Here is a 24,544-nt window from a genome sequence, read left to right as displayed (position 1 = left end):
CGGGTGTCGGAGTAACTCCCGGCGCCTACGGTGATGGTGGCGGCTGCCGCGGGCGTGGCGGCCGGGCCGAGGCCGACGCCGGCCAGTGCGGCGGCGAGGACCAGTGCGGCGGCCGGCCGTGGTCGGGGAGCTGGCATGGGGAACACCTCATGTCATCGCGGGTGACGGGGACTCGTCGGCGGCACTGCCGCGGGGCCACCGGCGGGCGCGGTCTGGCGCCCTGGGGGAGTGGTGGAACCGCAACGGAACCGTCGGTGGGGCGAGTTCGAGACCCCGGCCTGAGAGCGCTCTCAGGTGGGCGAAACGTAAGACTCCTGAAATCCGCTGTCAATAGATCGCGCACGCCTTGGATGCTATGGGTGCAAACCGGATATTCCGGTGCGTGGCCGCTTCGTTGCCATTTCAAGACTTGACGGGACGCTGGACGGGCGGGCACGCTCCCCCCACGTTTTGAGAGCGCTCTCAAGAACCGCGGCGCTCGTTCCACCCCGGAGCCAAGGAGGCTTCCCATGCCCATTGCCCGAGCCGCCAAAAGGGCCACCGTCCGTCTGGGGGCGGTCGCGCTCGCCGGGGCGCTCCTCGCCGCCTGCGGAGGTTCGTCGGACAGCGCCTCCACGGCCGACGGAAAGGTCACCATCACCGTCGACCTCTTCGGCTCCTTCGGCTACAAGGAGTCCGGGCTCTACGCCGAGTACGAGAAGCTCAACCCGGGCGTGACCATCAAGCAGACCGACACCGAGGACGAGGCCGACTACTGGAAGTCCCTCCAGACCCGCCTCGCGGGCGGCGGTGGCCTCGCCGACGTCCAGGGCATCGAGGTCGGCCGGATCGCCTCCGTCGCCCAGCAGCAGGCCGACAAGTTCGAGGACCTGCGCAAGTACGGGGCCGACAAGCTCAAGGGCGAGTTCGCCGAGGCCAAGTGGGCGGCGGCCACGGGCGCCAACGGCGAGGTGCTCGGCCTGGGCACCGACGTCGGCCCCGAGGCGATGTGCTACCGCACCGACCTCTTCGAGAAGGCCGGCCTGCCCACCGACCGCACGGAGCTGGCCCAGAAGTGGTCCACGTGGGAGGGCTACCTGGACCTCGGCAGGCAGTACCAGAAGAAGGCCTCGGACAAGAGCGCCTGGATCGACAGCGTCGGCAGCCTCTACTCCGTCATGATCGGTCAGGAGAAGGAGCGGTACTACGACGCCTCCGGGAAGCTGATCTGGGAGACCAACCCGGCCCTGAAGGAGGCCTGGAACACCTCGGTCGAGGCCGCGCAGGACGGGCTGAGCGCGAAGCTCGACCAGTGGTCGCCGCAGTGGAACCAGGCCTTCGCCGCCGGCTCGTTCGCGACCCTGCCCTGCCCCGCCTGGATGCTCGGCTACATCAAGGGCCAGGCCGGCGAAGCCGGCAAGGGTACCTGGGACGTCGCCGCGCTGCCCGGCGGCGCGGGCAACTGGGGCGGCTCCTACCTCGCCGTGCCCCGGGCCGCGAAGAACAAGGAGGCGGCGTACAAGCTGATCGCCTGGCTGACCGCGCCCGAGCAGCAGGCCAAGCTCTTCCAGAAGCACGGCAGCTTCCCGTCCGCCACCGGCGCCATCGAGAAGATCGCCGACGCGAAGGACCCCTACTTCTCCGACGCGCCGATCGGCCAGATCTTCGGTGACGCCGCCAAGGAATCCCCCGTCCAGGTCCTCGGCGTCCACGACCAGAACGTGAGCCAGCAGATCACCAACGCCCTGAGCGAGGTCGAGCGCAAGGGCCTGGCCCCCGACAAGGCGTGGGAGAACGCCAAGAAGGGCGTCGCGAACATCATCGGCTGACCCGGGAAGCCGCCGCCGGGCCGGGCGCCGTCCGGCCCGGCGGCGGCCACCGGCCTGCCGAAGCCACCCCGCACCCCTGTTCCGACCACCCGAAGGGCCGCACCGTGACCCTCACCGCCTCTGCCCCACCGGCCTCGCCGAAGCAGGCGGCGCCGTCCGGGCCCGCCGCCGCCCGGCGGGCCTGGCAGAAGTTCTCCCCCTACGCCTACATCGCCCCGTTCTTCACCCTGTTCGCCGCCTTCGGCCTCTTCCCGCTGATCTACACGGCGTTCGTGTCGCTGTACCGCGTGGAGCTGCAGACCCCCGGCGACATGCAGTGGCGCGGCCTGGACAACTACACCGCGCTGCTCCAGGACGACTACTTCTGGCTCGCGCTGCGCAACACGTTCACCATCGGCGTGCTGTCCACCGTGCCCCAGCTGGTGATGGCGCTCGGGCTCGCGCACCTGCTCAACTACAAGCTGCGCGGCCGCACCTTCCTGCGCACCGCCATGCTGCTGCCGTACGCCACCTCCGTCGCCGCGGCGACGCTGGTCTTCGCCCAGCTGTTCGGCCACGACTTCGGGCTGGTCAACTACGTCCTCGGACTCGTCGGCATCGGCCCCTTCGACTGGCAGACCGGCACCGTCGCCTCCCAGATCGCCGTCTCCACGATCGTCATCTGGCGCTGGACCGGCTACAACGCGCTGATCTACCTGGCGGGCATGCAGTCCATCCCCGCCGAGCTGTACGAGGCCGCCGAGATGGACGGCGCCTCGCGGTGGCGGCAGTTCTTCCACGTCACCCTGCCCGGACTGCGCCCCACCATCGTCTTCACGGTCGTCGTCTCCACCATCGGCGCCACCCAGCTGTTCGGCGAGCCGCTGCTGTTCGAGGGCTCGATCTCCGGCGGCATCTCGCACCAGTACCAGACGCTCGGCCTCTACATGTACGAACAGGGCTGGGGCTTCTTCCACCTCGGCCGCGCCGCCGCCGTGGCCTGGATGATGTTCCTGCTCATCGTGGTGCTCGTCGGGGCCAACGCCCTCGTCGCGCGCCGCCGCTCCCGCAAGGAGGCCGTCCGATGACCGCACTGGCCACCCCGCCGGCTGCACCACCCGAGCGCCCGACTCGGGCGGAGCGCCCGCGGCGCCGCTCCGGCGCGGGCCGCACCATGCAGGGCGGAAAGCTCGCCTACGCCATCCTGATCATCGCCGTGCTGGTCTCCGCGTTCCCGTTCTACTGGACGATCGTGGCCGCCAGCCGCTCCAACGCCGACATGGCGCGGGTGCCGCCCTCGCTGCTGCCGGGCCCGAACCTGATGCGCAACTTCGAGGCGGTGCTGGAAGAGGCCGACATCGGCAAGGCGCTGCTCAACTCGCTGATCGTGTCCGGCTCGATCACCGTGGGCACCGTGCTGTGCTGCACGCTCGCCGGGTTCGCCTTCGCCAAACTGCGCTTCCGGGGACGGGGCGCCCTGCTCACGATCACCGTGGGCACCATGATGATCCCGCCGCAGCTGGGCGTCATCCCGCTGTTCATGCTGATCGCCGAACTGCAGTGGGTCAACCAGCTCCAGGCGGTGATCCTGCCCGGCCTCGTCTCGGCCTTCGGCGTCTTCTTCATGCGCCAGTACCTGGTGCAGTCGCTGCCGGACGAGCTGATCGAGGCGGCCCGCGTCGACGGCGCCTCCACCGCCCGGATCTTCTGGTCGATCGTGGTCCCCGTCGCCCGGCCCGGTATGGCCGTCCTGGGCCTGCTCACCTTCATGGCCGCCTGGAACGACTTCTTCTGGCCCATCGTCGCCCTCTCCTCCTCCGAGCCGACGGTCCAGGTCGCCCTGCGCCAGCTCGGCGGCGGTTATGTCCACGACCAGTCCGTCATCATGGCCGGCACCCTGCTCGGCACGCTGCCGGTGCTCCTGGTCTTCGGCCTGCTGGGCCGGCAGATCGTCGGCGGCATCATGCAGGGCGCCGTCAAGGGCTGACGCGCGCGTCACGCCATGCCGCCCCGCGCCGGCCGTCAAGGGCCGACCCGCGCCAGGCCGCCGCCCCGCCCCGCGCCACCGGCATCGCGCGGTCCACGGCCGCCGCACCCCACCACCCGAGCCCCCTCACCTCCTTGGAGCCCCCACCTCATGACCGCGCTCGACGCACGCCCCCACACCACCGCGACGCTCACCTTCCCGGCCGGCTTCCGCTGGGGCACCGCCACCGCGGCCTACCAGATCGAGGGCGCCGCCACCGAGGACGGCCGCACCCCGTCCATCTGGGACACCTTCAGCCGCACGCCCGGCAAGGTGCGCAACGGCGACACCGGCGACATCGCCGCCGACCACTACCACCGCGTCGACGAGGACGTCGCCCTCCTGCGCCGCCTCGGCGTCACCGACTACCGCTTCTCCATCGCCTGGCCCCGCGTCCAGCCCACCGGCCGGGGCCCCGCCGTCCAAAAGGGCCTGGACTTCTACCGGCGGCTCACCGACGAACTGCGCGACGCCGGGATCCGGCCCGTGGCCACCCTCTACCACTGGGACCTGCCGCAGGAGCTGGAGGACGCGGGTGGCTGGCCGCACCGCGAGACGGCGTACCGCTTCGCCGAGTACGCGGGCCTCATGGCCGAGGCGCTCGGCGACCGGGTGGCGACCTGGACCACCCTCAACGAGCCCTGGTGCGCCGCCTTCCTCGGCTACGGCAACGGGGTCCACGCGCCGGGCCGCACCAGCGCGCTCGCCTCGCTGCGCGCCGCCCACCACTTCAACCTGGCGCACGGACTGGCCGTACGGGCGCTGCGGGCCGCGCTGCCCGCCCCGGCGGAGGTGTCGCTGACACTCAACCTCCATGTGGCGCGCGCCCACACCGACGCGCCCGAGGACGTGGACGCGGCCCGCCGGATCGACGCGGTCGGCAACCGGATCTTCCTCGACCCGGTCTTCCACGGGCGGCTCCCCGCAGACCTGGTCCGCGACACCGCCCAGGTCACCGACTGGTCCTTCGTGGCCGACGGCGACCTGAAGACGGCCTCGGCCCCCATCGACTCGCTGGGCGTCAACTACTACTCGCCCGCCATGGTCGCGGCCGGCACGTCCGAGTCGCCGTCCCCGTGGGCGGGCGCGGAGCAGCACGTGCGCTTCGTGCCCCTGCCGGGGCCGCGTACGGCGATGGACTGGCCGGTGGACGCCGACGGACTGCACGAACTGCTCGTGCGGCTCAGGGACGACCTGCCCGGAACGCCGCTGCTCGTCACGGAGAACGGCGCCGCCTACGACGACTACGCGGACCCCTCCGGCGAGGTGAAGGACCCCGAGCGCGTGGCCTACCTGCACGCCCATCTGGCCGCGGTGCACCGGGCCATCGCGGACGGCGCCGATGTGCGGGGCTACTTCCTGTGGTCGCTGCTGGACAACTTCGAGTGGGCCTACGGCTACAGCAAGCGCTTCGGCATCGTCCACGTCGACTTCGCCACCCAGCGCCGCACCCTCAAGTCGAGCGCCCGCTGGTACGCGGACGCCATCGCGCGAAACGGTGTGCCGGCCCTGTGATACCGGCCGCGTAACGACAGCTCACCACGCCGTCGACCACCCCGGGACCAAGATGAACTGATGGGCGCTCAACTGCCCGGTACGGGGCGGTGACCATCGCCGCGGGCGCCCCCTGCCAAGGCGCCGGCGGCGACCGGGAGCGGGTGGACCGACACCGTCGGTCCACCCGCTCCCGGCTTTCCGCAGCGGACCGGACGGCGCCGACCGCTCGCCGCGGATCTCCGCCTGCGCCGGCCCGCTCGCGGCGGACTCGGCTGAACCGATTAAGGAGAAAGCGCTTGCACAACCGTTGACACCCAAGGCTCGCCGACACCAATCTGTGGCACACGGCTCAAAGAAAACCAGCCAACTGCGACCCCCATCGCGGCAGTTGGCCTCACGTCCCTTGAATATTGAACCGGTTTAACCGGCGTATCCCCGGGTGCCGCCCCTGCAACCCTTCGGCGTCCGCGACGAACGCCGCAGCCGGTGAAAGGAACGCACAGTGAGCACACGGAACACCCACCGGGCGAGACGCGGCCGCACGGCCGCCTCGCTCGCGGCGGCCACGGCGTTGATCGGCGGCGGCCTCACGGTCGTGATGACGACCGGTTCGGCGTCGGCGGCGCCGGCGGCCGGGTCGTACACCCTGAAGAACGCGAACAGCGGTCTGTGTCTGACGGTGCCCGGCGCGAGCGCCTCCGCGGGCGTCCAGCTGACGCAGGACGCCTGCACCGGGGCCGCCGCGCAGACCTGGAAGCTCACGGCGTCCGGCAGCGGGTACACCCTGACGGCCGCGAACAGCGCGAAGTGCGCCGGTGTCCGGGACGCCTCCACCAGCGCGGGCAAGCCGGTCGAGCAGCAGAACTGCGCCGGCACGGCGACCCAGGTGTGGAAGCTGACGCAGGTCGGCGGCGACACGTACCAGGTGATCAACAGCAACGGCGACAAGTGCCTGAACGTCAAGGACAGTTCGAAGGCCGCCGGCGCCCTGGTCCAGCAGAACTCCTGCGACTCGGTCACCAGCAAGCGCTGGACCTTCGCCGCGTCGGGGACGGTCCCCACGGATCCGACGACTCCGCCGCCGACCGACCCGACCACGCCGCCGCCCACCGACCCGACGACGCCGCCCCCGTCGTCGTCGTGGCCGACGGCCAACGGCAGCCAGGCCGTCTCGTCCACCATCGAGGTCTCCGGCACCTACGACGGCGGAATGAAGCGCCTGTACGGCAGTGGCGCCCTCGGCAGCGGCGACCAGAGCGAGGGCCAGCCGCCGATGATCCGGCTCGCCGACGGCGCGACCCTGCAGAACGTCATCCTGGGCGCCCCCGCCGCCGACGGCGTGCACTGCGCCGGCGCCTGCACGCTCAAGAACGTCTGGTGGGAGGACGTCGGCGAGGACGCCGCCACCTTCCGCGGCAGCTCCGCCTCCACCGTCCGCACGATCGAGGGCGGCGGTGCGCGGAAGGCCTCCGACAAGGTCTTCCAGCACAACGGCGCCGGCACCCTGGTCATCCGGGACTTCCAGGTGGAGGACTTCGGCAAACTGGTCCGTTCCTGCGGCAACTGCTCCACGCAGTACACCCGCCACATCCAGATCCTGAACACCAAGGTGACGGCCCCGGGCGACACCCTGGTCGGCATCAACACCAACTACGGTGACACGGCGCGCTTCTCCGGCATCACCATCCACCGGGACTCCGGCCGCGACATCGACATCTGCACCAAGTACCGGGGCACCACCAGCGGCGAACCCACCAAGATCGGTACCGGCCCGGACAGCACGAACTGCCTCTACAGCACGTCCGACATCCGTTACGTCGACTGACCCACCGCGACACCCGTCGGCCCTCGCGGCCCGGCGGCCCGGAAAGCCCTTGCGGCCCCGGCCGGACTCCCGTCCGGCCGGGGCCGCTGGCGTTTCCCGCAGCGCGATCGCAAGACGGTCCGCGCCGAGTCGACTCGTCTTTGTCGAGCAATTACGAAAACAGCGCGATATCTTGCGTCCGCTTGTCGCGGGTGGTTGAGTGTGGCCCGCCCCACAACGCACCGGCGATGGGGAGACCTCCACGTTCAGCCCGAAGGGGAGCACTCATGAGAAGTGCCCGGTTCCGCCGTACGCGCCGCGCCGGCGCGGTCACCATCGTTTCCGCGCTCACGCTCACCGCGCTGGCCGCCTGCGGCACGAGCAGCAGCGACAACGGCAGCGGTGGTTCCGGGGGCGGTGCGTCGTCCGACCCCGCCGCTCCGTTGGACCCGAAGACCGAGGTGACGCTCACCATCGACTGCATGCCGCCGACGGCGAAGGCGGCCGAGCTCCGGCAGTGGAAGCAGGACGTCGCCGAGTTCAACAAGACGTACCCGAACGTCACCATCGAGGGCCGCTCCACCCCGGGCCAGTGTCTGGAGCCCCCGCGGTTCACGGCCATGCTGAAGGCGAAGTCGCAGCCCGACGTCTTCTACACCTACTTCACCGACCTGCCCCAGGTGCTCTCCGAGGACGGCGCGCAGGACATCACCGCGTACGTCAACGATAGGACCGTGCCGCTGCTCAAGGACATCGACCCCGACGTCCTCGGTTCGCTGAAGCAGGACGGCAAGCTCTACGGCCTGCCCACCAGCAACTACACCATGGGCCTGCTCATCAACCGCAAGCTCTTCGAGCGGGCCGGCCTCGACCCCGACAGCCCTCCGCGCACCTGGGAGGAGGTCCGCACCGCGGCGAAGCGGATCGCCGGACTCGGCGACGGCATCGCGGGCTTCGGCGAGTACAGCGCCGGCAACACCGGTGGCTGGCACTTCACCGCGCAGCTCTACAGCATCGGCGGCGACGTCGTCGACGCGAGCGGCGAGAAGGCGGCGTTCAACGACGAACTGGGCAGGCAGGTCGCCCGGAACCTGCACGCGATGCGCTGGCAGGACGACAGCATGGGCAAGACCCAGCTGCTGAAGTGGGGCGACCTGCAGAAGCAGATCGCCACCGACAAGCTCGGCATGTACCTCGCCGCGCCCGACGACATCCAGTACATGGTCCAGCAACTCGGCGCCCGATACGAGAACTTCGGCATGGGACCCATCCCCGGCCGGCAGAACACCCTGGCCGGCGGCAACAGCTACATGATCAAGAAGGGCATCTCCCCGGACAAGATCAAGGCCGCGATCGCCTGGCTGAACTTCAAGAACCTCACCGTCGGCAAGGGCCAGTTCGACTGGAGCCGCGCCAAGGCCGACAAGCTGCCGGTCGGCATTCCGCAGCCCAACTTCTGGCTGAACGAGTCCAAGGCCGAGGACGACGCGGCCCGTGCCGAGCACGCCACCATGCCGGTGGAGAACTTCAAGACCTTCATGGACAACCCGGTCCCGGGCAAGGCCGAGCCGCCCAAGGCGCAGGAGATCTACAAGGTCCTGGACAACGTGATGTCCGGCATCCTCACCAACGAGGACGCCGACGTCGACAAGCTCCTGTCCACCGCCGAGTCGCAGGTCGACCAGGTGCTGGCCAACCAGTGACCGACCGGGCGGGACGGGCCGCCGTGCCCGTCCCGCCCGCCCGGCAGCGAAGACGGCAGACCAGTACGAGGAGTGACGATGCCGGCCCCCGGCCCGACCCTGAGCAAAGCGGCGCCACCCCGCCGCTCCGTGCCGCCCCCGGCGGCCCCCGCGGCACCCGGCGCCGCGTTCGCCAGGAACCTGCGCCACAACCTGACGGCCCATGGATTCCTGATCGGCGCGGTCGTCTGTTTCGCGCTGTTCTCCTGGTATCCGATGGTCAGGGAGGTCTTCCTGGCCTTCCAGAAGACCGAGAGCGGGCAGACCGACTGGGTCGGGCTGGACAACTTCGCCACGGTCCTGAACGACCCGGCCTTCTGGCAGGCCTGGCGCAACACCCTGCTGTTCACGGTGCTCGCCCTGGTCCTCGGCTTCGCGGTGCCGTTCGCCGCCGCGATCGTCATCAACGAGTTCCGGCACGGCCAGGGCTACTTGCGGCTCCTGGTCTACCTGCCCGTGATGCTGCCCCCGGTCGCCTCCGTCCTCCTCTTCAAGTACCTCTACGACCCCGGATACGGGCTGCTCAACGAGCTGTTCGGCGTCCTCCACCTGCCCGAGCAGCAGTGGCTCCAGGACCCCGACCTGTCGATGCTGTCCGTCGTCGTCGCCTCGACCTGGATGAACATGGGCGGCGCCACGCTGATCTACCTCGCCGCCCTCCAAGGCATCCCCGGCGAGCTGTACGAGGCGGCCGAACTGGACGGGGCCGGCCTGCTGCGCAAGATTTGGCACGTCACCATCCCGCAGACCCGCCTGATCCTGTCGCTGATGCTGCTCATGCAGGTCATCGCGACCATGCAGGTCTTCGTCGAGCCCTTCCTGCTGACCGGCGGCGCCGGACCCGAGGGGTCGACCACGACCGTCGTGTACCTCATCTACCAGTACGCCTTCAACTTCAACGACTACGGCGCCGCCGCGGCCCTCGGCCTGCTCCTGCTCGTGCTGCTGTCCGGATTCTCGGCGGTGTACGTCAGGCTCAGCCGCGCCCAGGACGAATAGAACCGGGGGGACCACCATGTCCACACGCACGCTCGTCTCGCCGGCCGTCCTCGCCAGGCCGCGCGGCAGGGCCGTCTACTGGACGGTCTTCGCCCTGGTCGTCGCCGGGTTCACCCTCGCCTTCCTCGGTCCGATGTACTGGCTCGTCTCCAGCGGGTTCAAGGACCCCCAGGAAGTGATCCGGACCCCGCCGACCCTCGTACCCGGATCGTTCGAGCCCGCCAACTACGAACAGGCCTGGCAGGTCATGGACCTCGCCAAGCTGCTGGGCAACACCCTCTACTACGCGTTCGGCGCGCTCGCCTTCCAGCTGGTCCTCGACGTCGCCGCCGCGTACTCCCTGTCCAAGCTGCGGCCGGTGCTGGGCAAGGCGATCCTCGGCATGATGCTGGCGACCCTGATGATCCCGGCCACGGTCCTCGTCGTCCCGCAGTACCTCACCGTGCTGGACGTGCCGATCGTCGAGCGGAACCTGCTCAACACCCCGTGGGCGATCTGGCTGCCGTCCGTCACCAACGCCTTCAACATCTTCCTGCTCAAGCGGTTCTTCGACTCGATCCCCAAGGAACTGCTGGACGCGGCCTCCATGGACGGCGCCAAGCCGCTGCGCGTTCTGTGGTCGATCGTTCTGCCGATCTCCCGGCCCGTCCTGGGCGTGGTGTCGATCTTCGCGGTCGTCGGGGTGTGGAAGGACTTCCTCTGGCCGATGCTCACCCTGCCCGACCCGGCGAAGCAGACCCTCAACGTCGGCATCTACTCCCTGTCCAACGGCGTGCCCGTGAACGTGCTGATCGCCGCCCTCACGATCGCCTCGCTGCCGACCGTGCTGATCTTCCTGGTCTTCCAGCGCAACATCATGGGCGGCCTCACCGCCGGCAGCCTCAAGGGCTGACCGCCCGCCCCCTCTTCCCAGCCTCCGCCGCCGGCCCGTCCGACGCCCCGCTTGGCCGGGCCGGCGGCGGAGATCCGCCCTGCCCGAAAGGACCGCACCGTGGCAGCCCCCCTTCCGCCCCGCACCGACGACTGGTGGCGCGACGCCGTCATCTACCAGGTATATCCGCGCAGTTTCGCCGACGGCGACGGCGACGGCACCGGAGACCTCGCGGGCGTCCGGGCGCGACTGTCCCACCTCGCCGAACTGGGCGTGGACGCCGTCTGGTTCACCCCCTGGTACCTGTCGCCGCTCGTCGACGGCGGCTACGACGTCGCCGACTACCGCACCATCGACCCCGCGTTCGGCACCCTGGCCGAGGCGGAGAAGCTGATCGCCGAGGCCCGCGAACTCGGCATCCGCACCATCGTCGACATCGTGCCCAACCACGTCTCCGACCAGCACCCCTGGTTCCGGGCCGCCCTCGCAGCCGGCCCCGGCAGCCCGGAGCGGGAACTCTTCCACTTCCGCCCCGGCCGCGGAACGAACGGCGAACTCCCGCCCAACGACTGGCCCTCACAGTTCTCCGGCGCCACCTGGACCCGCGTCCCCGACGGCGAGTGGTACCTGCACCTGTTCACCCCCGAGCAGCCCGACCTGAACTGGGACCACCCCGCGGTGCGCCGCGAGCACGAGGAGATCCTGCGCTTCTGGTTCGAGCGGGGCGTCGCCGGCGTACGGATCGACTCCGCGGCCCTGCTCACCAAGGACCCCGGCCTGCGCGACTTCGTCGAGGGCGTCGACCCCCACCCCTACATCGACCAGGACGAGATCCACGACATCTACCGCTCCTGGCGGGCGATCGCCGACGAGTACGGCGGCGTCTTCGTGGGCGAGGTCTGGCTGCCCGACGCCGAGCGCTTCGCCCGCTACCTCCGCCCCGACGAACTGCACACCGCCTTCAACTTCTCCTTCCTCACGTGCCCCTGGGACGCCGGCTGCCTGCGCCGCGCCATCGACGCCACCCTCGCCGAGCACGCCCCCGTCGGCGCCCCCGCCACCTGGGTCCTGTGCAACCACGACGTCACCCGCACCGTCACGCGCTACGGACGCGCCGACACCGGCTTCGACTTCGCCACGAAGCGCTTCGGTACCCCGACCGACCTGCAGCTCGGCACCCGCCGTGCCCGTGCGGCCGCCCTGCTCACCCTCGCTCTGCCCGGCTCGGTCTACCTCTACCAGGGGGAGGAACTCGGCCTGCCCGAGGCCGACATCCCGCTCGACCGCATCCAGGACCCCATGCACTTCCGCTCCGGCGGCACCGACCCCGGCCGCGACGGCTGCCGGGTCCCCCTGCCGTGGGAGGCGGAGGCCAGATGGTACGGCTTCGGCGCCGGCGACGAGCCGTGGCTGCCGCAGCCCGACGACTGGGCCCCCTACGCCGTCGACCGCCAGGCCGCCGCCCCGGACTCGATGCTCGCGCTCTACAAAGAGGCGCTGCGGCAACGGCGTTCGGGCGCGGGCTTCGGCGACGGACCGCTGACCTGGCTCCCCGTCGGCGAGGACGTCCTCGCCTTCGCCCGGCCGCAGGGCCTGCTGTGCGTCGTCAACCTCTCGGACGTGCCCGCCGTGCTCCCCGAGCACGAGCGGCTGCTGCTCGCCAGCGGACCGCTGGACGCCGAGGGGCGGCTTCCGGCGGACACGGCGGTGTGGCTGCGCGCCCGGTCGTCCGACCTCGCAACGTGACGGCACCGCATGGTCGCGGGGAGCGTGAACGACGCAACTGGCTTGCGTAGTTTGCGATAATCTTGCGTTCATGACGCGAGGACTTGCGCTGGTGGCGAAGAAGGTGGGGGTGAGCGAGGCCACGGTCAGCCGTGTCCTCAACGGCAAGCCGGGGGTCTCCGAAAGGACCCGCCAGGCCGTGCTCACGGCCCTCGACGTGCTCGGTTACGAGCGGCCCACGCAACTGCGCGGGGAGCGCGCCCGGCTCGTCGGCCTGGTGCTCCCGGAGTTGCAGAACCCCATCTTCCCGGCGTTCGCCGAGGTCATCGGAGGCGCCCTCGCCCAGCAGGGGCTCACGCCCGTCCTGTGCACGCAGACCAGAGGCGGTGTCTCCGAGGCCGATTACGTGGACCTGCTGCTCCAGCAGCAGGTCTCCGGTGTGATCTTCGCCGGGGGCCTGTTCGCGCAGGCCGACGCGCCGCACGAGCACTACCGCCGGCTGGCCGAGCGGAAGATCCCGGTCGTCCTCGTCAACGCCTCGATCGAAGGGCTCGACTTCCCCTGCGTCGCCTGCGACGACGCCGTCGCCGTCGAGCAGGCGTGGCGGCATCTCGCCTCGCTCGGCCACGAGCGGATCGGTCTCGTCCTCGGCCCCGACGACCATGTGCCCTCGCGCCGCAAGCTGGAGGCCGCCCGGGCGGCGGCGCGGACCACGGGTACGCAGTGGGACGACCTGCTCGTGCAGCGGTCGATCTTCTCGCTGGAAGGAGGGCAGGCCGCGGCCTCGCGTCTGCTGGCGCGGGGCGTCACCGGCATCGTGTGCGGCAGCGACCCGCTCGCGCTCGGGGCCGTCCGGGCCGCCCGCCGCCACGGCCTGCGGGTTCCGTCCGACGTGTCGGTCGTCGGTTTCGACGACTCGGCCTTCATGACCTGCACGGAGCCGCCGCTGTCGACGGTGCGCCAGCCCATCGAGGCCATGGGGCGCGCGGCCGTCGACCTGCTGTGCGCCCAGATCCTGGGAACGCAGGCGCACCCCGGCGAACTGCTCTTCGAGCCGGAACTCGTGGTCCGCGCGTCGACCGCCCCGCCGCCGGCCGGCTGATCGCGTCCCCCTTCCCCCACCTGCCCGGATCCGGGCCCTTCCCGGCCCCTTCTCGGCCCTCCCGGTCCGCGTCACCTCACGGCACCGGTGTCACCGCCGCCCCGTCGGCTCCGACGCCGGTGCCGTCCGCGTTCTCGGGACGGCCGTCGACGTCGGCGGGCCGACCGGTGCCGCGGATGACCGGACCGTTGACAAAGCCGTCACGCGGTAGAAACCTGTCTCCCCGATGACGCAAATCTGACGCAGATTTACTCAAAATCCTAGCCCTGCGTCGCCACTTCCCATCAGCCATGCCGGGCGCACGCCCGCGTGGTGGAGAGGCGCCCCATGAGAGGCACACAGACACGCAGACGGACAGGGGTCGGCCTGCTGACGGCGGGACTGATCGCCGTCGGTCTGCTTCCCGCCCCGGCGCAAGCCGCGCCCCAGGCGGCGGCGGAGACCAACCTCGCCCTCGGCAGAGCGGCGACGGCCGGCGGAGCCCATGGCGGCTACCCGGCGTCCAACGTCACCGACGGAAGCCAGCAGTCGTACTGGGAGGGCCCGTCGGGCTCCTTCCCGCAGTGGGTGCAGGTCGACCTCGGCGCAGCGGTCCCGCTGGACCGCGTCGCGCTGAAGCTGCCCACCGGCTGGGAGGCGCGCTCCCAGTCCCTGGCCGTCCTCGGCAGCACCGACGGCAACTCCTTCGGCACGCTCGCCGCCGCGGCGGCCCGCTCCTTCGACCCGGCCGCGGCCAACACCGTGGCCATCGACCTGCCCGCCGAGAAGGCGCGGTACGTGCGCGTTCAGGTCACGTCCAACTCGGGCTGGAACGCAGCCCAGCTGTCCGAGCTGGAGGTCTACGGCGACGAAGGGCCCGTCGACCCGCCGGTCGAGGGCACGAACCTCGCCCGGAACAAGCCGATCGAGGCGACGTCCGTGACGCAGAACTACACCGCGGCCAACGCCAACGACGACAACACCGGCACCTACTGGGAGTCCGCGGGCTTCCCGTCGAGCCTGACGGCGAAGCTCGGCGCCGACGCGGACGTCGAGGCCGTGGTCGTCAAGCTCAACCCCGACCCGGTCTGGGGGCCGCGCACCCAGTCGCTCCAGGTCCTCGGCCGCGCGTCGGGTGCCTCCGGCTTCACCTCCCTGAAGGCCCGCGCCGACTACGCCTTCAGCCCGTCGGGCAACAAGAACACCGTGACCATCCCGGTCACCGGCCGCGTCGCCGACGTACGGCTCACCTTCTTCTCCAACACCGGTGCCCCCGGCGCCCAGGTCGCCGAGTTCCAGGTGCTCGGCAGGGCCACGCCCCAGCCCGACCTCGTCGTCACCGACCTGACCTGGTCGCCCGCCTCCCCGTCCGAGGCCGACGACGTCACGGTGCGGGCCACCGTACGCAACGCGGGCAGCGCACCGGCCCCCGCCACGACGGTCGCCGTCAGCGTCGAGGGCACCGTCGCCGGCTCCGCCCCGGTCGCCGCCCTGGCCGCGGGCGCCTCCACGACCGTCGGCGTCCCCGTGGGCCGGCGCCCGCAGGGCTCGTACACCGTCTCGGCCGCCGCGGACCCGACCGACACCGTCGTGGAACTGGACAACGGCAACAACAGCCGCACCGCCGCGACGAAACTGACCGTCGCGCAGAGCCCGGGCCCGGACCTGCGCGTCACCGGCATCACCACCAACCCGGCGACACCCGCGGTCGGCGCCGACGTGTCCTTCACGGTGGCGGTGAACAACCGCGGCACCACCTCCGCCCCCGCGGGCACCATCACCCGCCTCACCGTCGGCGACACCACGCTCCAGGGCACCACCGGCGCCGTCGCGGCGGGGGGCACGACCACCGTCGCCCTCTCCGGCACCTGGACCGCCAAGAGCGGCGGCGCCACCCTGACCGCCACGGCCGACGCCACCGGCGCCCTCACCGAGACCGACGAGAACAACAACGTCTTCGCGCGCTCCCTCGTCGTCGGACGGGGCGCGGCCGTTCCCTACACCGAGTACGAGGCAGAGGACGGCAGTTACGACGGAACGCTCCTCACCGCCGACCGCAAGCGCACCTTCGGGCACACCAACTTCGCCACCGAGTCCTCCGGCCGCCGTTCCGTGCGGCTCGACGACACCGGCGACCACGTGGAGTTCACCTCCACCGGCGCCGCCAACTCCATCGTGGTGCGCAACTCCGTCCCGGACGCGGCCACGGGCGGCGGGCGCGAGGCGACCCTCAGCCTCTACGCCGACGGGAAGTTCGTCCGCAAGCTGACCCTGTCGTCCAAGCACAGCTGGCTGTACGGCACCACCGACGACCCGGAGGGACTGACCAACACCCCCGGCGGGGACGCACGCCGGCTGTTCGACGAGTCCCACGCGCTGCTGACCCAGAGCTATCCGGCGGGCACGAAGTTCCGCCTCCAGCGGGACGCCGGCGACACCGCCGCCTTCTACGTCGTCGACCTGATCGACCTGGAGCAGGTCGCCCCGCCCGCGGCCAAGCCCGCCGGGTGCGTCTCCATCACCGAGTACGGCGCCGTCCCCAACGACGGCATCGACGACACCGACGCCCTCCAGCGGGCCGTCACCGCCGACCAGAAGGGCGAGATCCCCTGCGTGTGGATCCCCGCCGGTCAGTGGCGCCAGGAGCAGAAGATCCTCACCGACGACCCGCACAACCGCGGCCAGTACAACATGGTGGGCATCCGGGACGTCACCATCCGCGGCGCCGGCATGTGGCACTCCCAGCTGTACACCCTCACCCCGCCGCACCAGGCGGGCGGCATCAACCACCCGCACGAGGGCAACTTCGGCTTCGACATCGACCACAACACCCAGATCTCCGACATCGCCATCTTCGGTTCCGGCACCATCCGCGGGGGCGACGGCGGCGCCGAGGGCGGCGTCGGCCTCAACGGCCGCTTCGGCAAGGGCACCAGGATCAGCAACGTGTGGATCGAGCACGCCAACGTCGGCGTCTGGGCCGGCCGCGACTACAGCAACCTCCCCGAACTCTGGGGCCCTGGCGACGGCCTCGAATTCACCGGCATGCGCATCCGCAACACCTACGCCGACGGCATCAACTTCGCCAACGGCACCCGCAACTCGACCGTGTACAACTCCTCGTTCCGCAACACCGGCGACGACGCCCTCGCGGTGTGGGCGAGCAAGTACGTCAAGGACACCTCGGTCGACGTCGGCCACGACAACCACTTCCGCAACAACACCGTCCAGCTGCCGTGGCGCGCCAACGGCATCGCGATCTACGGCGGTCACGGCAACACCGTGGAGAACAACGTCGTCGCCGACACCATGAACTACCCGGGCATCATGCTGGCCACCGACCACGACCCGCTGCCGTTCTCCGGGCAGACCCTGATCGCGAACAACGGCCTGTACCGTACGGGCGGCGCGTTCTGGAACGAGGACCAGGAGTTCGGCGCGATCACCCTCTTCGCACAGGGTCCGGACATCCCCGGCGTCATCATCCGGGACACCGACATCGTCGACTCCACCTATGACGGCATCCAGTTCAAGACCGGCGGCGGCGCGATGCCGGACGTGAAGGTCAGCAACGTCCGCATCGACAAGTCGGTCAACGGCTGCGGCGTCCTCGCGATGAGCGGGGCCAGGGGCAGCGCCACCCTCACCGACGTCACCATCACCGACTCGGCGGAGAGCGACATCTGCGTCGAGCCGGGCTCGCAGTTCGTCATCCACCGCGGCTGACACCCGTGCGCCGGTCCGCCGGCGCACGGCTCCCCCCTCCCTCCCCGTCGACCTGCGAGGACAGATGAGAATCCCCACCTGGAGATCACGGTGCCTGAGCGCCGTGATCGCGACGAGCCTGCTGGCGCTGGGCGGTCCGCTCGCGACCGCCCGCGCGGCGGGCGGGCCCAACATCGCGCTCGGCGACACCGCGTCGTCGAGCAGCTCCCACGCCGAGTACCGCGCCGCCCACGTCACGGACGGCGACCAGGGCACCTACTGGCAGAGCGCCGGCTCCGGCCTGCCCCAGTGGGTGCAGGCCGACCTCGGCACGACCACCCGTGTGGACGAGGTCGTCCTCAAGCTGCCCGCCCACTGGGAGAGCCGCAACCAGACGCTCTCCGTGCAGGGCAGCACCGACGGCACGAGTTTCACCACGCTGAAGAGTTCCGCGGGTTACGCCTTCACCCCGGGCGCGGGCAACACGGTCACCGTGTCCTTCCCGGCCACGCAGACCCGCTTCGTCCGCGTCGACATCACCGCCAACACCGGCTGGCAGGCGGCCCAGCTCTCCGAACTGGAGGTGTACTCGGCGACCGAGTCCACCGCCGACCTCGCCGCCGGACGTCCCCTGACGGCCAGCAGCCACACCCAGGTGTACACGGCCGCCAACGCGGGCGACGGCAACCGGGCCACCTACTGGGAGAGCGCCAACAACAGCCTGCCCCAGTGGATCCAGACCGACCTCGGCGCCTCCCGCGCCGTCAACCGCGTCGTGCTGAAGCTGCCGCCCGGCTGGGAGAGCCGCACCCAGACGCTGAAGCTCCAGGGCAGCACGAACGGCACCGACTTCACCGACCTGTCCGCCTCCCGGGACCACGCCTTCACCGCGGCGAACGACAACACGGCGACGATGACCCTCGACACCGCCACCACCCGCCACGTGCGTGTACTGTTCACCGCCAACTCGGTGCAGAACGCCGGCCAGTTGTCGGAGCTGGAGGTCTACGGCCCGCAGACCGGCGACACCCGGGCGCCGACGGCCCCGGCGAACCTGGCCCTCACCGAGCCCGCCGCCGACCGGATCCGGCTCACCTGGACCGCGTCGACCGACAACGTCGGCGTCACCGGCTACGACGTCTACGCCAACGGCGAACTGCTGACCGGACTCCCCGGGAACGTCACCACGTACACCGACACCCGGCCCGCGAACGCCACCGTGTCCTACCGCGTGCGCGCCAGGGACGCCGCCGGCAACCAGTCCGCCGACAGCAACACCGTCACCCGCATCGGCGACGCCGGCGACACGCAGGCGCCGACGGCCCCGGCGAACCTGGCCCTCACCGAGCCCGCCGCCGACCGGATCCGGCTCACCTGGACCGCGTCGACCGACAACGTCGGCGTCACCGGCTACGAGATCTACGCCAACAACGTGCTGCGCGACACCGTCGCCGGGAACACCACCACGTACACCGACACCCAGCCGGCCTCCGCCACCGTCACCTACCGCGTCCGCGCCAAGGACGCCGCCGGCAACCGGTCCGCCGACAGCAACGCGGTCACCAGGAACGGCTCCGGCAACACCGGCTCCAACCTCGCCGTCGGCAAGCCGATCGAGGCCTCCTCCACCGTGCACACCTACGCCGCGGCCAACGCCAACGACAACAGCACCGCCACCTACTGGGAGGGCGCCGGCGGCGGCTACCCCCACACCCTCACCGTCAGGCTGGGCGCCAACGCCGACCTCGACCGGCTCGTCCTCAAGCTGAACCCGGACAGCGCCTGGTCCGCCCGCTCCCAGACGATCGAGGTCCTCGGCCGGGAACAGGACGCCACCGCCTTCTTCGGCCTGGTCGCCGCCAAGAGCCACGCCTTCGACCCGGCGACCGGCAACACCGTCACGATCCCGGTCACCGGCCGCGTGGCCGACGTCCGGCTGAGGTTCACCGCCAACACCGGCGCCCCGGCCGGCCAGCTCGCCGAGTTCCAGGTCGTCGGCGTCCCGGCGCCCAACCCCGACCTCGTCGTCACCGGCCTGACCACCACGCCCGCCGCCCCCGTGGAGTCGGACGACATCACCGTCTCGGCCACCGTCCGCAACGACGGCCCGGCCGCCGCGCACGCGCACACGCTCGCGCTGCGCCTGAACGGCACCGAAGCGGCCACCGCACCGGTCGGCGACCTCGCGCCGGGCGCCCAGACCACCGTCACCGCATCCCTGGGCGCGCGCGACGCCGGCTCGTACGAGCTGAGCGCGATCGCCGACAGGACGAACAGGGTCGTCGAACAGAACGAGACCAACAACACCTACACCCGCCCCACCGCCCTGGTCGTCAAGCCGGTCGCCGGCTCGGACCTGGTCGCCGGCCCGGTGACCACCACCCCGTCCAGCCCCGCCGCCGGCGACAGCGTCACCTTCACGGCGCCGGTGCGGAACCAGGGCACCGAGGCCGCCGCGGCAGGCGCCCACGCAGTGACGCTCACCCTCGTCGACGGCAGCGGCGCCACGGTCAGGACCCTGACCGGCACGCACACCGGCGCCCTCGCCGCCGGCGCCACGGCCGAGGTGACCCTCGGCCCCTGGACCGCGGCCAACGGCTCGTACACCGTGCGGACCGTCATCGCCGCCGACGCCAACGAACCGCCGGTCAAGCGGGAGAACAACACCTCCACCCAGCCGCTGTTCGTCGGACGCGGCGCGAACATGCCGTACGACATGTACGAGGCGGAGGACGGCACACCGGGCGGCGGCGCCCAGGTCGTCGGACCGAACCGGACCGTCGGCGACATCGCGGGCGAGGCCTCCGGCCGCAGGGCGGTGACCCTCGACGCGACGGGGGAGTACATCGAGTTCACCACCCGCCGCCCGACGAACACCCTGGTGACCCGCTTCTCGATCCCCGACGCGCCGGGCGGCGGAGGCATCGACTCCACGATCAACGTCTACGTCGACGGGGTCCTCGAGAAGGCGATGCCGCTGACGTCCAAGTACGCCTGGCTGTACGGCGCCGAGACCTCGCCCGGCAACTCGCCGGCGGCGGGCGCCCCGCGGCACATCTACGACGAGGCGCACCTCCTGCTCGGCGAGACCGTCCCGGCGGGCGCGCGGATCCGGCTGCAGAAGGACGCCGCGAACACCACCACGTACGCCATCGACTTCGTGAACCTGGAGCAGGTCGCCCCCGCGGCGAACCCGGACCCGGCGACGTACGCCGTGCCGGCCGGCACCACCCACCAGGACGTGCAGAACGCGCTCGACAGGGTCCGCATGGACACCACCGGCAAGCTCGCCGGGGTCTACCTGCCGCCCGGCGACTACCAGACCGCCGGCAAGTTCCAGGTGTACGGCAAGGCGGTGAAGGTGGTCGGCGCCGGCCCCTGGTACACGAGGTTCCGTGCGCCGGGCGCCCAGGAGAACACCGACATCGGCTTCCGCGCGGAGGCGACGGCCAAGGGCTCACTCTTCAAGGGCTTCGCCTACTTCGGCAACTACACCTCGCGCATCGACGGGCCCGGCAAGGTGTTCGACTTCGCCAACGTCTCCGACATCGTCATCGAGGACATCTGGAACGAGCACATGGTCTGCCTCTACTGGGGCGCCAACACGGACCGGATCACGATCAGGAACTCCCGCATCCGCAACATGTTCGCCGACGGCGTCAACATGACCAACGGCTCCACCGACAACCTGGTCAGCAACAACGACGCCCGCGCCACCGGCGACGACAGCTTCGCGCTGTTCTCGGCGATCGACGCGGGCGGCGCCGACATGAAGAACAACGTCTACGAGAACCTGACCAGCACCCTCACCTGGCGCGCCGCCGGCCTGGCCGTCTACGGCGGCTACGACAACACCTTCCGCAACATCCGTATCGCGGACACCCTCGTCTATTCCGGCATCACGATCTCGTCGCTCGACTTCGGCTACCCGATGAACGGCTTCGGCGCCGGGCCCACGACCGTCGAGAACGTGTCGATCGTGCGGGCGGGCGGCCACTTCTGGGGCAACCAGACCTTCCCCGGCATCTGGCTCTTCTCCGCCTCGAAGGTCTTCCAGGGCATCCGTGTCAACCACGTCGACATCGTCGACCCCACCTACAGCGGCATCATGTTCCAGACCAAGTACAGCGGGAGCACGCCGGAGAACCCCGTCAAGGACACCGTCTTCACCGACATCTCCATCACCGGGGCCCGCAGGAGCGGCGACGCCTGGAACGCGAAGTCCGGCATCGGCGTCTGGGCCAACGAGATGCCCGAGCCGGGCCAGGGTCCCGCCGTCGGCGAGGCCACCTTCAACTGCCTTCGCATGAACGGCAACGCGGAGGACGTCCGGAACACCACCAGCACCTTCAAGCTCCACATCAACCCCTGCTGAGCCGGGGCTCCGGCCCCTCGCGGGAGTGGGACCGGCGCCCGCCGCGATCCGCGGCGGGCGCCGGTCCCTTGTCGCCTTCCAGGGCTCAGCGCGCTCTGTGCACGTCGCCCAGGGTCGAGGCGGAGACCGCGTCGCCGTGCGGGAGGTCGCCCGGCGGAATGCCCGGATGGTGGCCGGCGGACCGGGAGACGGGCGCGGTGCCGGCGGGCACGGCGCCGACTTCGAGGGTGAGGCGGGAGACGATGCGGTAGCGGTCCCCGCGGTAGAGCGAGTGGACGTACTCCACCGGGCGTCCGCCGGTGTCGGTGGTCAGGCGCTCGAAGAGCAGGGCGGGGGAGAGCTCCGGCACGTCCAGGACGGCCGCCTCCTCACGGGTCACCACGGTCGGTTCGATCGACTGCGTCGCCTCGCTCACGTGCACGCCGTGGTGCGTGCGCAGATGCTCGTACAGGTCCCCCTGTTCCAGTTCCGCCGCGGTGAGACCGGGGACCAGGCCGGCGGGGATGTGCAGGTGCTCCACGGCCATCGGGGCGCCGTCGACCAGACGCAGCCGGGCCACGTAGACGATGTCCGCGGCGGGAGACAGACGCAGCCTGCGGCCCACCCGGGCGCCCGCCGGCAGGACGGCGAACTCCAGCAGCCGGCTCGACCAGACCCCCGACGCCGGGGGCACCCCGAGCGAGTGGTGGCCCGCCACCAGTTCCTGGGTGATCTTCTCCGGCGCGACGAAGACGCCCCGGCCGTGCGCGCGGACGAGGACACCGGAGGTGACCAGTTCGTCCACGGCCGACCGCAAGGTGGGGCGGGACACCCCGAGCCGCGCGCACAGGGTCCGCTCGGAGGGGAGGGCGTCCCCCGGCCGGCGTGCCTCCACCATCTCCAGGACGGCGTCACGGACCCGCTCGCGTTTGAGCACGCTTGCCCTCATCTCCCCTCCGCCGACCCCTGCCGCCGCGACGACAGGACGGACTGGTCAATACCAGTTAAACGCCGATCGCTCATCGGCGGAAGCGTTTCTGCTCCTTCGGCTCGAGGCAAATGCCGTTGTTTCAAGGGGGGTTGACGACCCGATTGGTCTATGCCACTTTCTTCCCTCATCGACAGGTCACCTGTCCAGTGGACAACCGGTCGGCCGGACCGACTCCGCCCCCACCCCCCACGCACGCCCCCACCGGGCCTGGACATCACGGAGGACACCACTGTGACCAGCAACGACACCCGACCCTCCCGACGCCGCACCCGCCTGCGCGCCGCCGTCGCCACGGCCGCCGCGACCGTCCTGGGCGCCGCCGCTCTCGCCGCCCTGCCGGGCACCGCCGCCGCAGCGGGCGGACTGTCGGTGCAGTACCGCACCAGCGCCCCCGGCGCCACCGCCGACCAGAGCGAACCCTGGTTCAAGGTGCGCAACACCGCCGACACCGCCCTGCCGCTGAGCGAGGTCAGGCTCCGCTACTACTTCAAGGCCGACTCGCCCGGCGCGGTCTACCGCTTCGCCTGCTCCTGGGCGGCCAAGGGCTGCGCCAACATCACCGGCGTCTTCGGCACCCTCGCCAACCCGACCGACACCGCCGACCGCTACCTGGAGATCGGCTTCACCTCCGGCGCGGGCTCCCTCGCGCCGGGCGCCGACACCGGCGACATGCAGCTGCGCTTCCACCAGTCCACCTGGCAGCCGCTGCGGCAGAGCGACGACTACTCCTTCAACGCCGCCCAGACCGCCTACGGCGACTGGACCAAGGTCACCGCCACCCGCGCCGGCCAGCAGGTCTGGGGCGTCGCACCGGCCGGCGGCGGCCCCACCGACCCGCCGCCCACCACGCCCCCGCCCGGCGGCTCCGGCACCCTGTGGGACGACTTCAGCTACACCTCGCACACCGACCCGAGGATCTCCGCCAACGGCTGGAGCGTCCGCTCCAACTCCGGCGGCCCCGGCGTCCCCGGCGCCATCTGGGACCCGTCCAACGTGACCTTCTCCACCAGCAACGGCAACACCGTCATGCGGATGGAGACCTCTACGGCCGGCACCCCCGCCACCACCGAGCAGACCGAGATCCTCACCAAGGCGACCAAGTTCCGCAACGGCACCTATGCCGCCCGCGTCAGGTTCAGCGACGCCCCCCAGTACGGCCCGGACGGCGACCGCCTCGTCCAGACCTTCTTCACCATCAACGACCTCAAGGCCCCGATGGCCGACGACTACGCCGAGTACGACTTCGAGTACCTCCCCAACGGCGGCTGGGGCGAGCCCGCGAACATCCTCTACACGACCTCCTGGGAAACCTACAACCCCGACCCGTGGCAGGCGGTCAACCAGCACACCGAGAGCCGCCAGAGCTACGCGGGCTGGCACGACCTGGTGCTCACCATCGACGGCAGCTCCATCAAGTACTACGTCGACGGCCGGCACTTCGGCACGCACGACGCCGCCTACCTGCCCGAGCGGCCCATGTCGATCAACTTCAACCAGTGGCTGATCGACCTCCAGGGCCAGACGTCGACCACGCCGAGGGCGTACGAGGAGCAGGTCGACTACGTCCTCCACGTCAAGGACCAGGTCCTCACTCCCGCCCAGGTCCAGGCGAAGGTCGACGCCTACCGCTCGGCCGGCACCGCCTTCGAGGACACGGTGCCCGCGGGCTGACAGGGCGCAGGTCCGCGCGACACGCGGGCGGAACCGTCCGGTGGCGGGATGTACGGGCCCCGCCGCCGGAGGGCTCCGCCCGTCCGTCTTCCCCCGCCCCGTCCCCGCCGCCCCCTCCCCGACACGCCCTCTCGCCGTCTCCGTCCTGCCCTTCTGCCGTCCCCGTCCCGTCCGTTGACAGATCATCACGTCACTTCCATCATGGGAGCGCTCCCACCGGCGGGATCATGCCGCCGCTCGCTCGTGCACCACACGTCGCACCGCACCGCAGCCACGCACCGTTCCCCGTGC

General features: G+C 71.0%; 14 protein-coding genes. 13 read left to right on the top strand and 1 reads right to left on the bottom strand.

The features are described 5' to 3' along the window. Positions 1–509 precede the first annotated feature (509 nt). From ABZY13_RS26995 to ABZY13_RS26940, 12 genes are all read left to right on the top strand, one after another. Positions 510–1,808 carry an extracellular solute-binding protein gene (locus tag ABZY13_RS26995; protein ID WP_356635164.1) on the top strand — a complete coding sequence of 433 codons (1,299 nt, stop codon included), beginning with the start codon at positions 510–512 and terminating at the stop codon, positions 1,806–1,808. A gap of 104 nt (positions 1,809–1,912) precedes the next feature. Next, positions 1,913–2,875 (top strand): sugar ABC transporter permease, encoded by a 963-nt coding sequence (locus tag ABZY13_RS26990; RefSeq protein ID WP_356635162.1) that lies wholly within the window; start codon positions 1,913–1,915, stop codon positions 2,873–2,875. Further along, positions 2,872–3,774 (top strand): carbohydrate ABC transporter permease, encoded by a 903-nt coding sequence (locus ABZY13_RS26985; RefSeq protein ID WP_356635160.1) that lies wholly within the window; start codon positions 2,872–2,874, stop codon positions 3,772–3,774. The genes ABZY13_RS26990 and ABZY13_RS26985 overlap by 4 nt, the downstream gene beginning before the upstream one ends. Positions 3,775–3,924: 150 nt before the next feature. Then, positions 3,925–5,328, top strand: a complete 1,404-nt coding sequence (locus ABZY13_RS26980; protein WP_356635158.1) for a GH1 family beta-glucosidase — start codon at positions 3,925–3,927, stop codon at positions 5,326–5,328. A 484-nt stretch (positions 5,329–5,812) separates the two neighbouring features. Further along, the gene (locus ABZY13_RS26975) at positions 5,813–7,135 is read left to right on the top strand and encodes a pectate lyase (RefSeq protein WP_356635156.1); all 1,323 of its coding nucleotides are present in this window, start codon (positions 5,813–5,815) and stop codon (positions 7,133–7,135) included. A 266-nt stretch (positions 7,136–7,401) separates the two neighbouring features. Continuing rightward, positions 7,402–8,817 (top strand): extracellular solute-binding protein, encoded by a 1,416-nt coding sequence (locus ABZY13_RS26970; RefSeq protein ID WP_356635154.1) that lies wholly within the window; start codon positions 7,402–7,404, stop codon positions 8,815–8,817. Positions 8,818–8,895: 78 nt separating this feature from the next. After that, on the top strand, positions 8,896–9,855 hold the full coding sequence (locus ABZY13_RS26965; protein WP_356635152.1) for a sugar ABC transporter permease: 960 nt from the start codon (positions 8,896–8,898) through the stop codon (positions 9,853–9,855). 16 nt (positions 9,856–9,871) lie between these two features. Then, entirely contained in the window at positions 9,872–10,747 is an 876-nt protein-coding gene (locus tag ABZY13_RS26960; RefSeq protein ID WP_356635150.1) for a carbohydrate ABC transporter permease, read from the top strand. A gap of 99 nt (positions 10,748–10,846) precedes the next feature. After that, entirely contained in the window at positions 10,847–12,472 is a 1,626-nt protein-coding gene (locus ABZY13_RS26955; protein ID WP_356635148.1) for a glycoside hydrolase family 13 protein, read from the top strand. Between the two features lie 70 nt (positions 12,473–12,542). Further along, on the top strand, positions 12,543–13,553 hold the full coding sequence (locus ABZY13_RS26950; RefSeq protein ID WP_356635146.1) for a LacI family DNA-binding transcriptional regulator: 1,011 nt from the start codon (positions 12,543–12,545) through the stop codon (positions 13,551–13,553). Positions 13,554–13,880: 327 nt separating this feature from the next. Continuing rightward, complete coding sequence (locus ABZY13_RS26945; protein ID WP_356635144.1) at positions 13,881–17,258, top strand: CARDB domain-containing protein; 3,378 nt, start codon at positions 13,881–13,883, stop codon at positions 17,256–17,258. Between the two features lie 64 nt (positions 17,259–17,322). Further along, positions 17,323–21,612, top strand: a complete 4,290-nt coding sequence (locus ABZY13_RS26940; protein WP_356635142.1) for a discoidin domain-containing protein — start codon at positions 17,323–17,325, stop codon at positions 21,610–21,612. 85 nt (positions 21,613–21,697) lie between these two features. Here ABZY13_RS26940 and ABZY13_RS26935 read toward each other — a convergent pair whose 3' ends face one another. Next, positions 21,698–22,540 carry a GntR family transcriptional regulator gene (locus tag ABZY13_RS26935; protein WP_356635140.1) on the bottom strand — a complete coding sequence of 281 codons (843 nt, stop codon included), beginning with the start codon at positions 22,538–22,540 and terminating at the stop codon, positions 21,698–21,700. Positions 22,541–22,813: 273 nt separating this feature from the next. Between ABZY13_RS26935 and ABZY13_RS26930 the strand changes: the two genes are divergently transcribed. After that, positions 22,814–24,253: a cellulose binding domain-containing protein gene (locus ABZY13_RS26930; RefSeq protein ID WP_356635138.1), complete on the top strand. Its 1,440-nt coding sequence runs from the start codon at positions 22,814–22,816 to the stop codon at positions 24,251–24,253. The last annotated feature ends 291 nt before the right edge of the window (positions 24,254–24,544 follow it).

Source organism: Streptomyces sp. NPDC006610 (genome assembly GCF_040611575.1).
In the GTDB taxonomy this organism is placed as follows: domain Bacteria; phylum Actinomycetota; class Actinomycetes; order Streptomycetales; family Streptomycetaceae; genus Streptomyces.
Note: the sequence above shows the minus strand (reverse complement) of the source record. Positions and strands in the feature narration are given on the sequence as shown.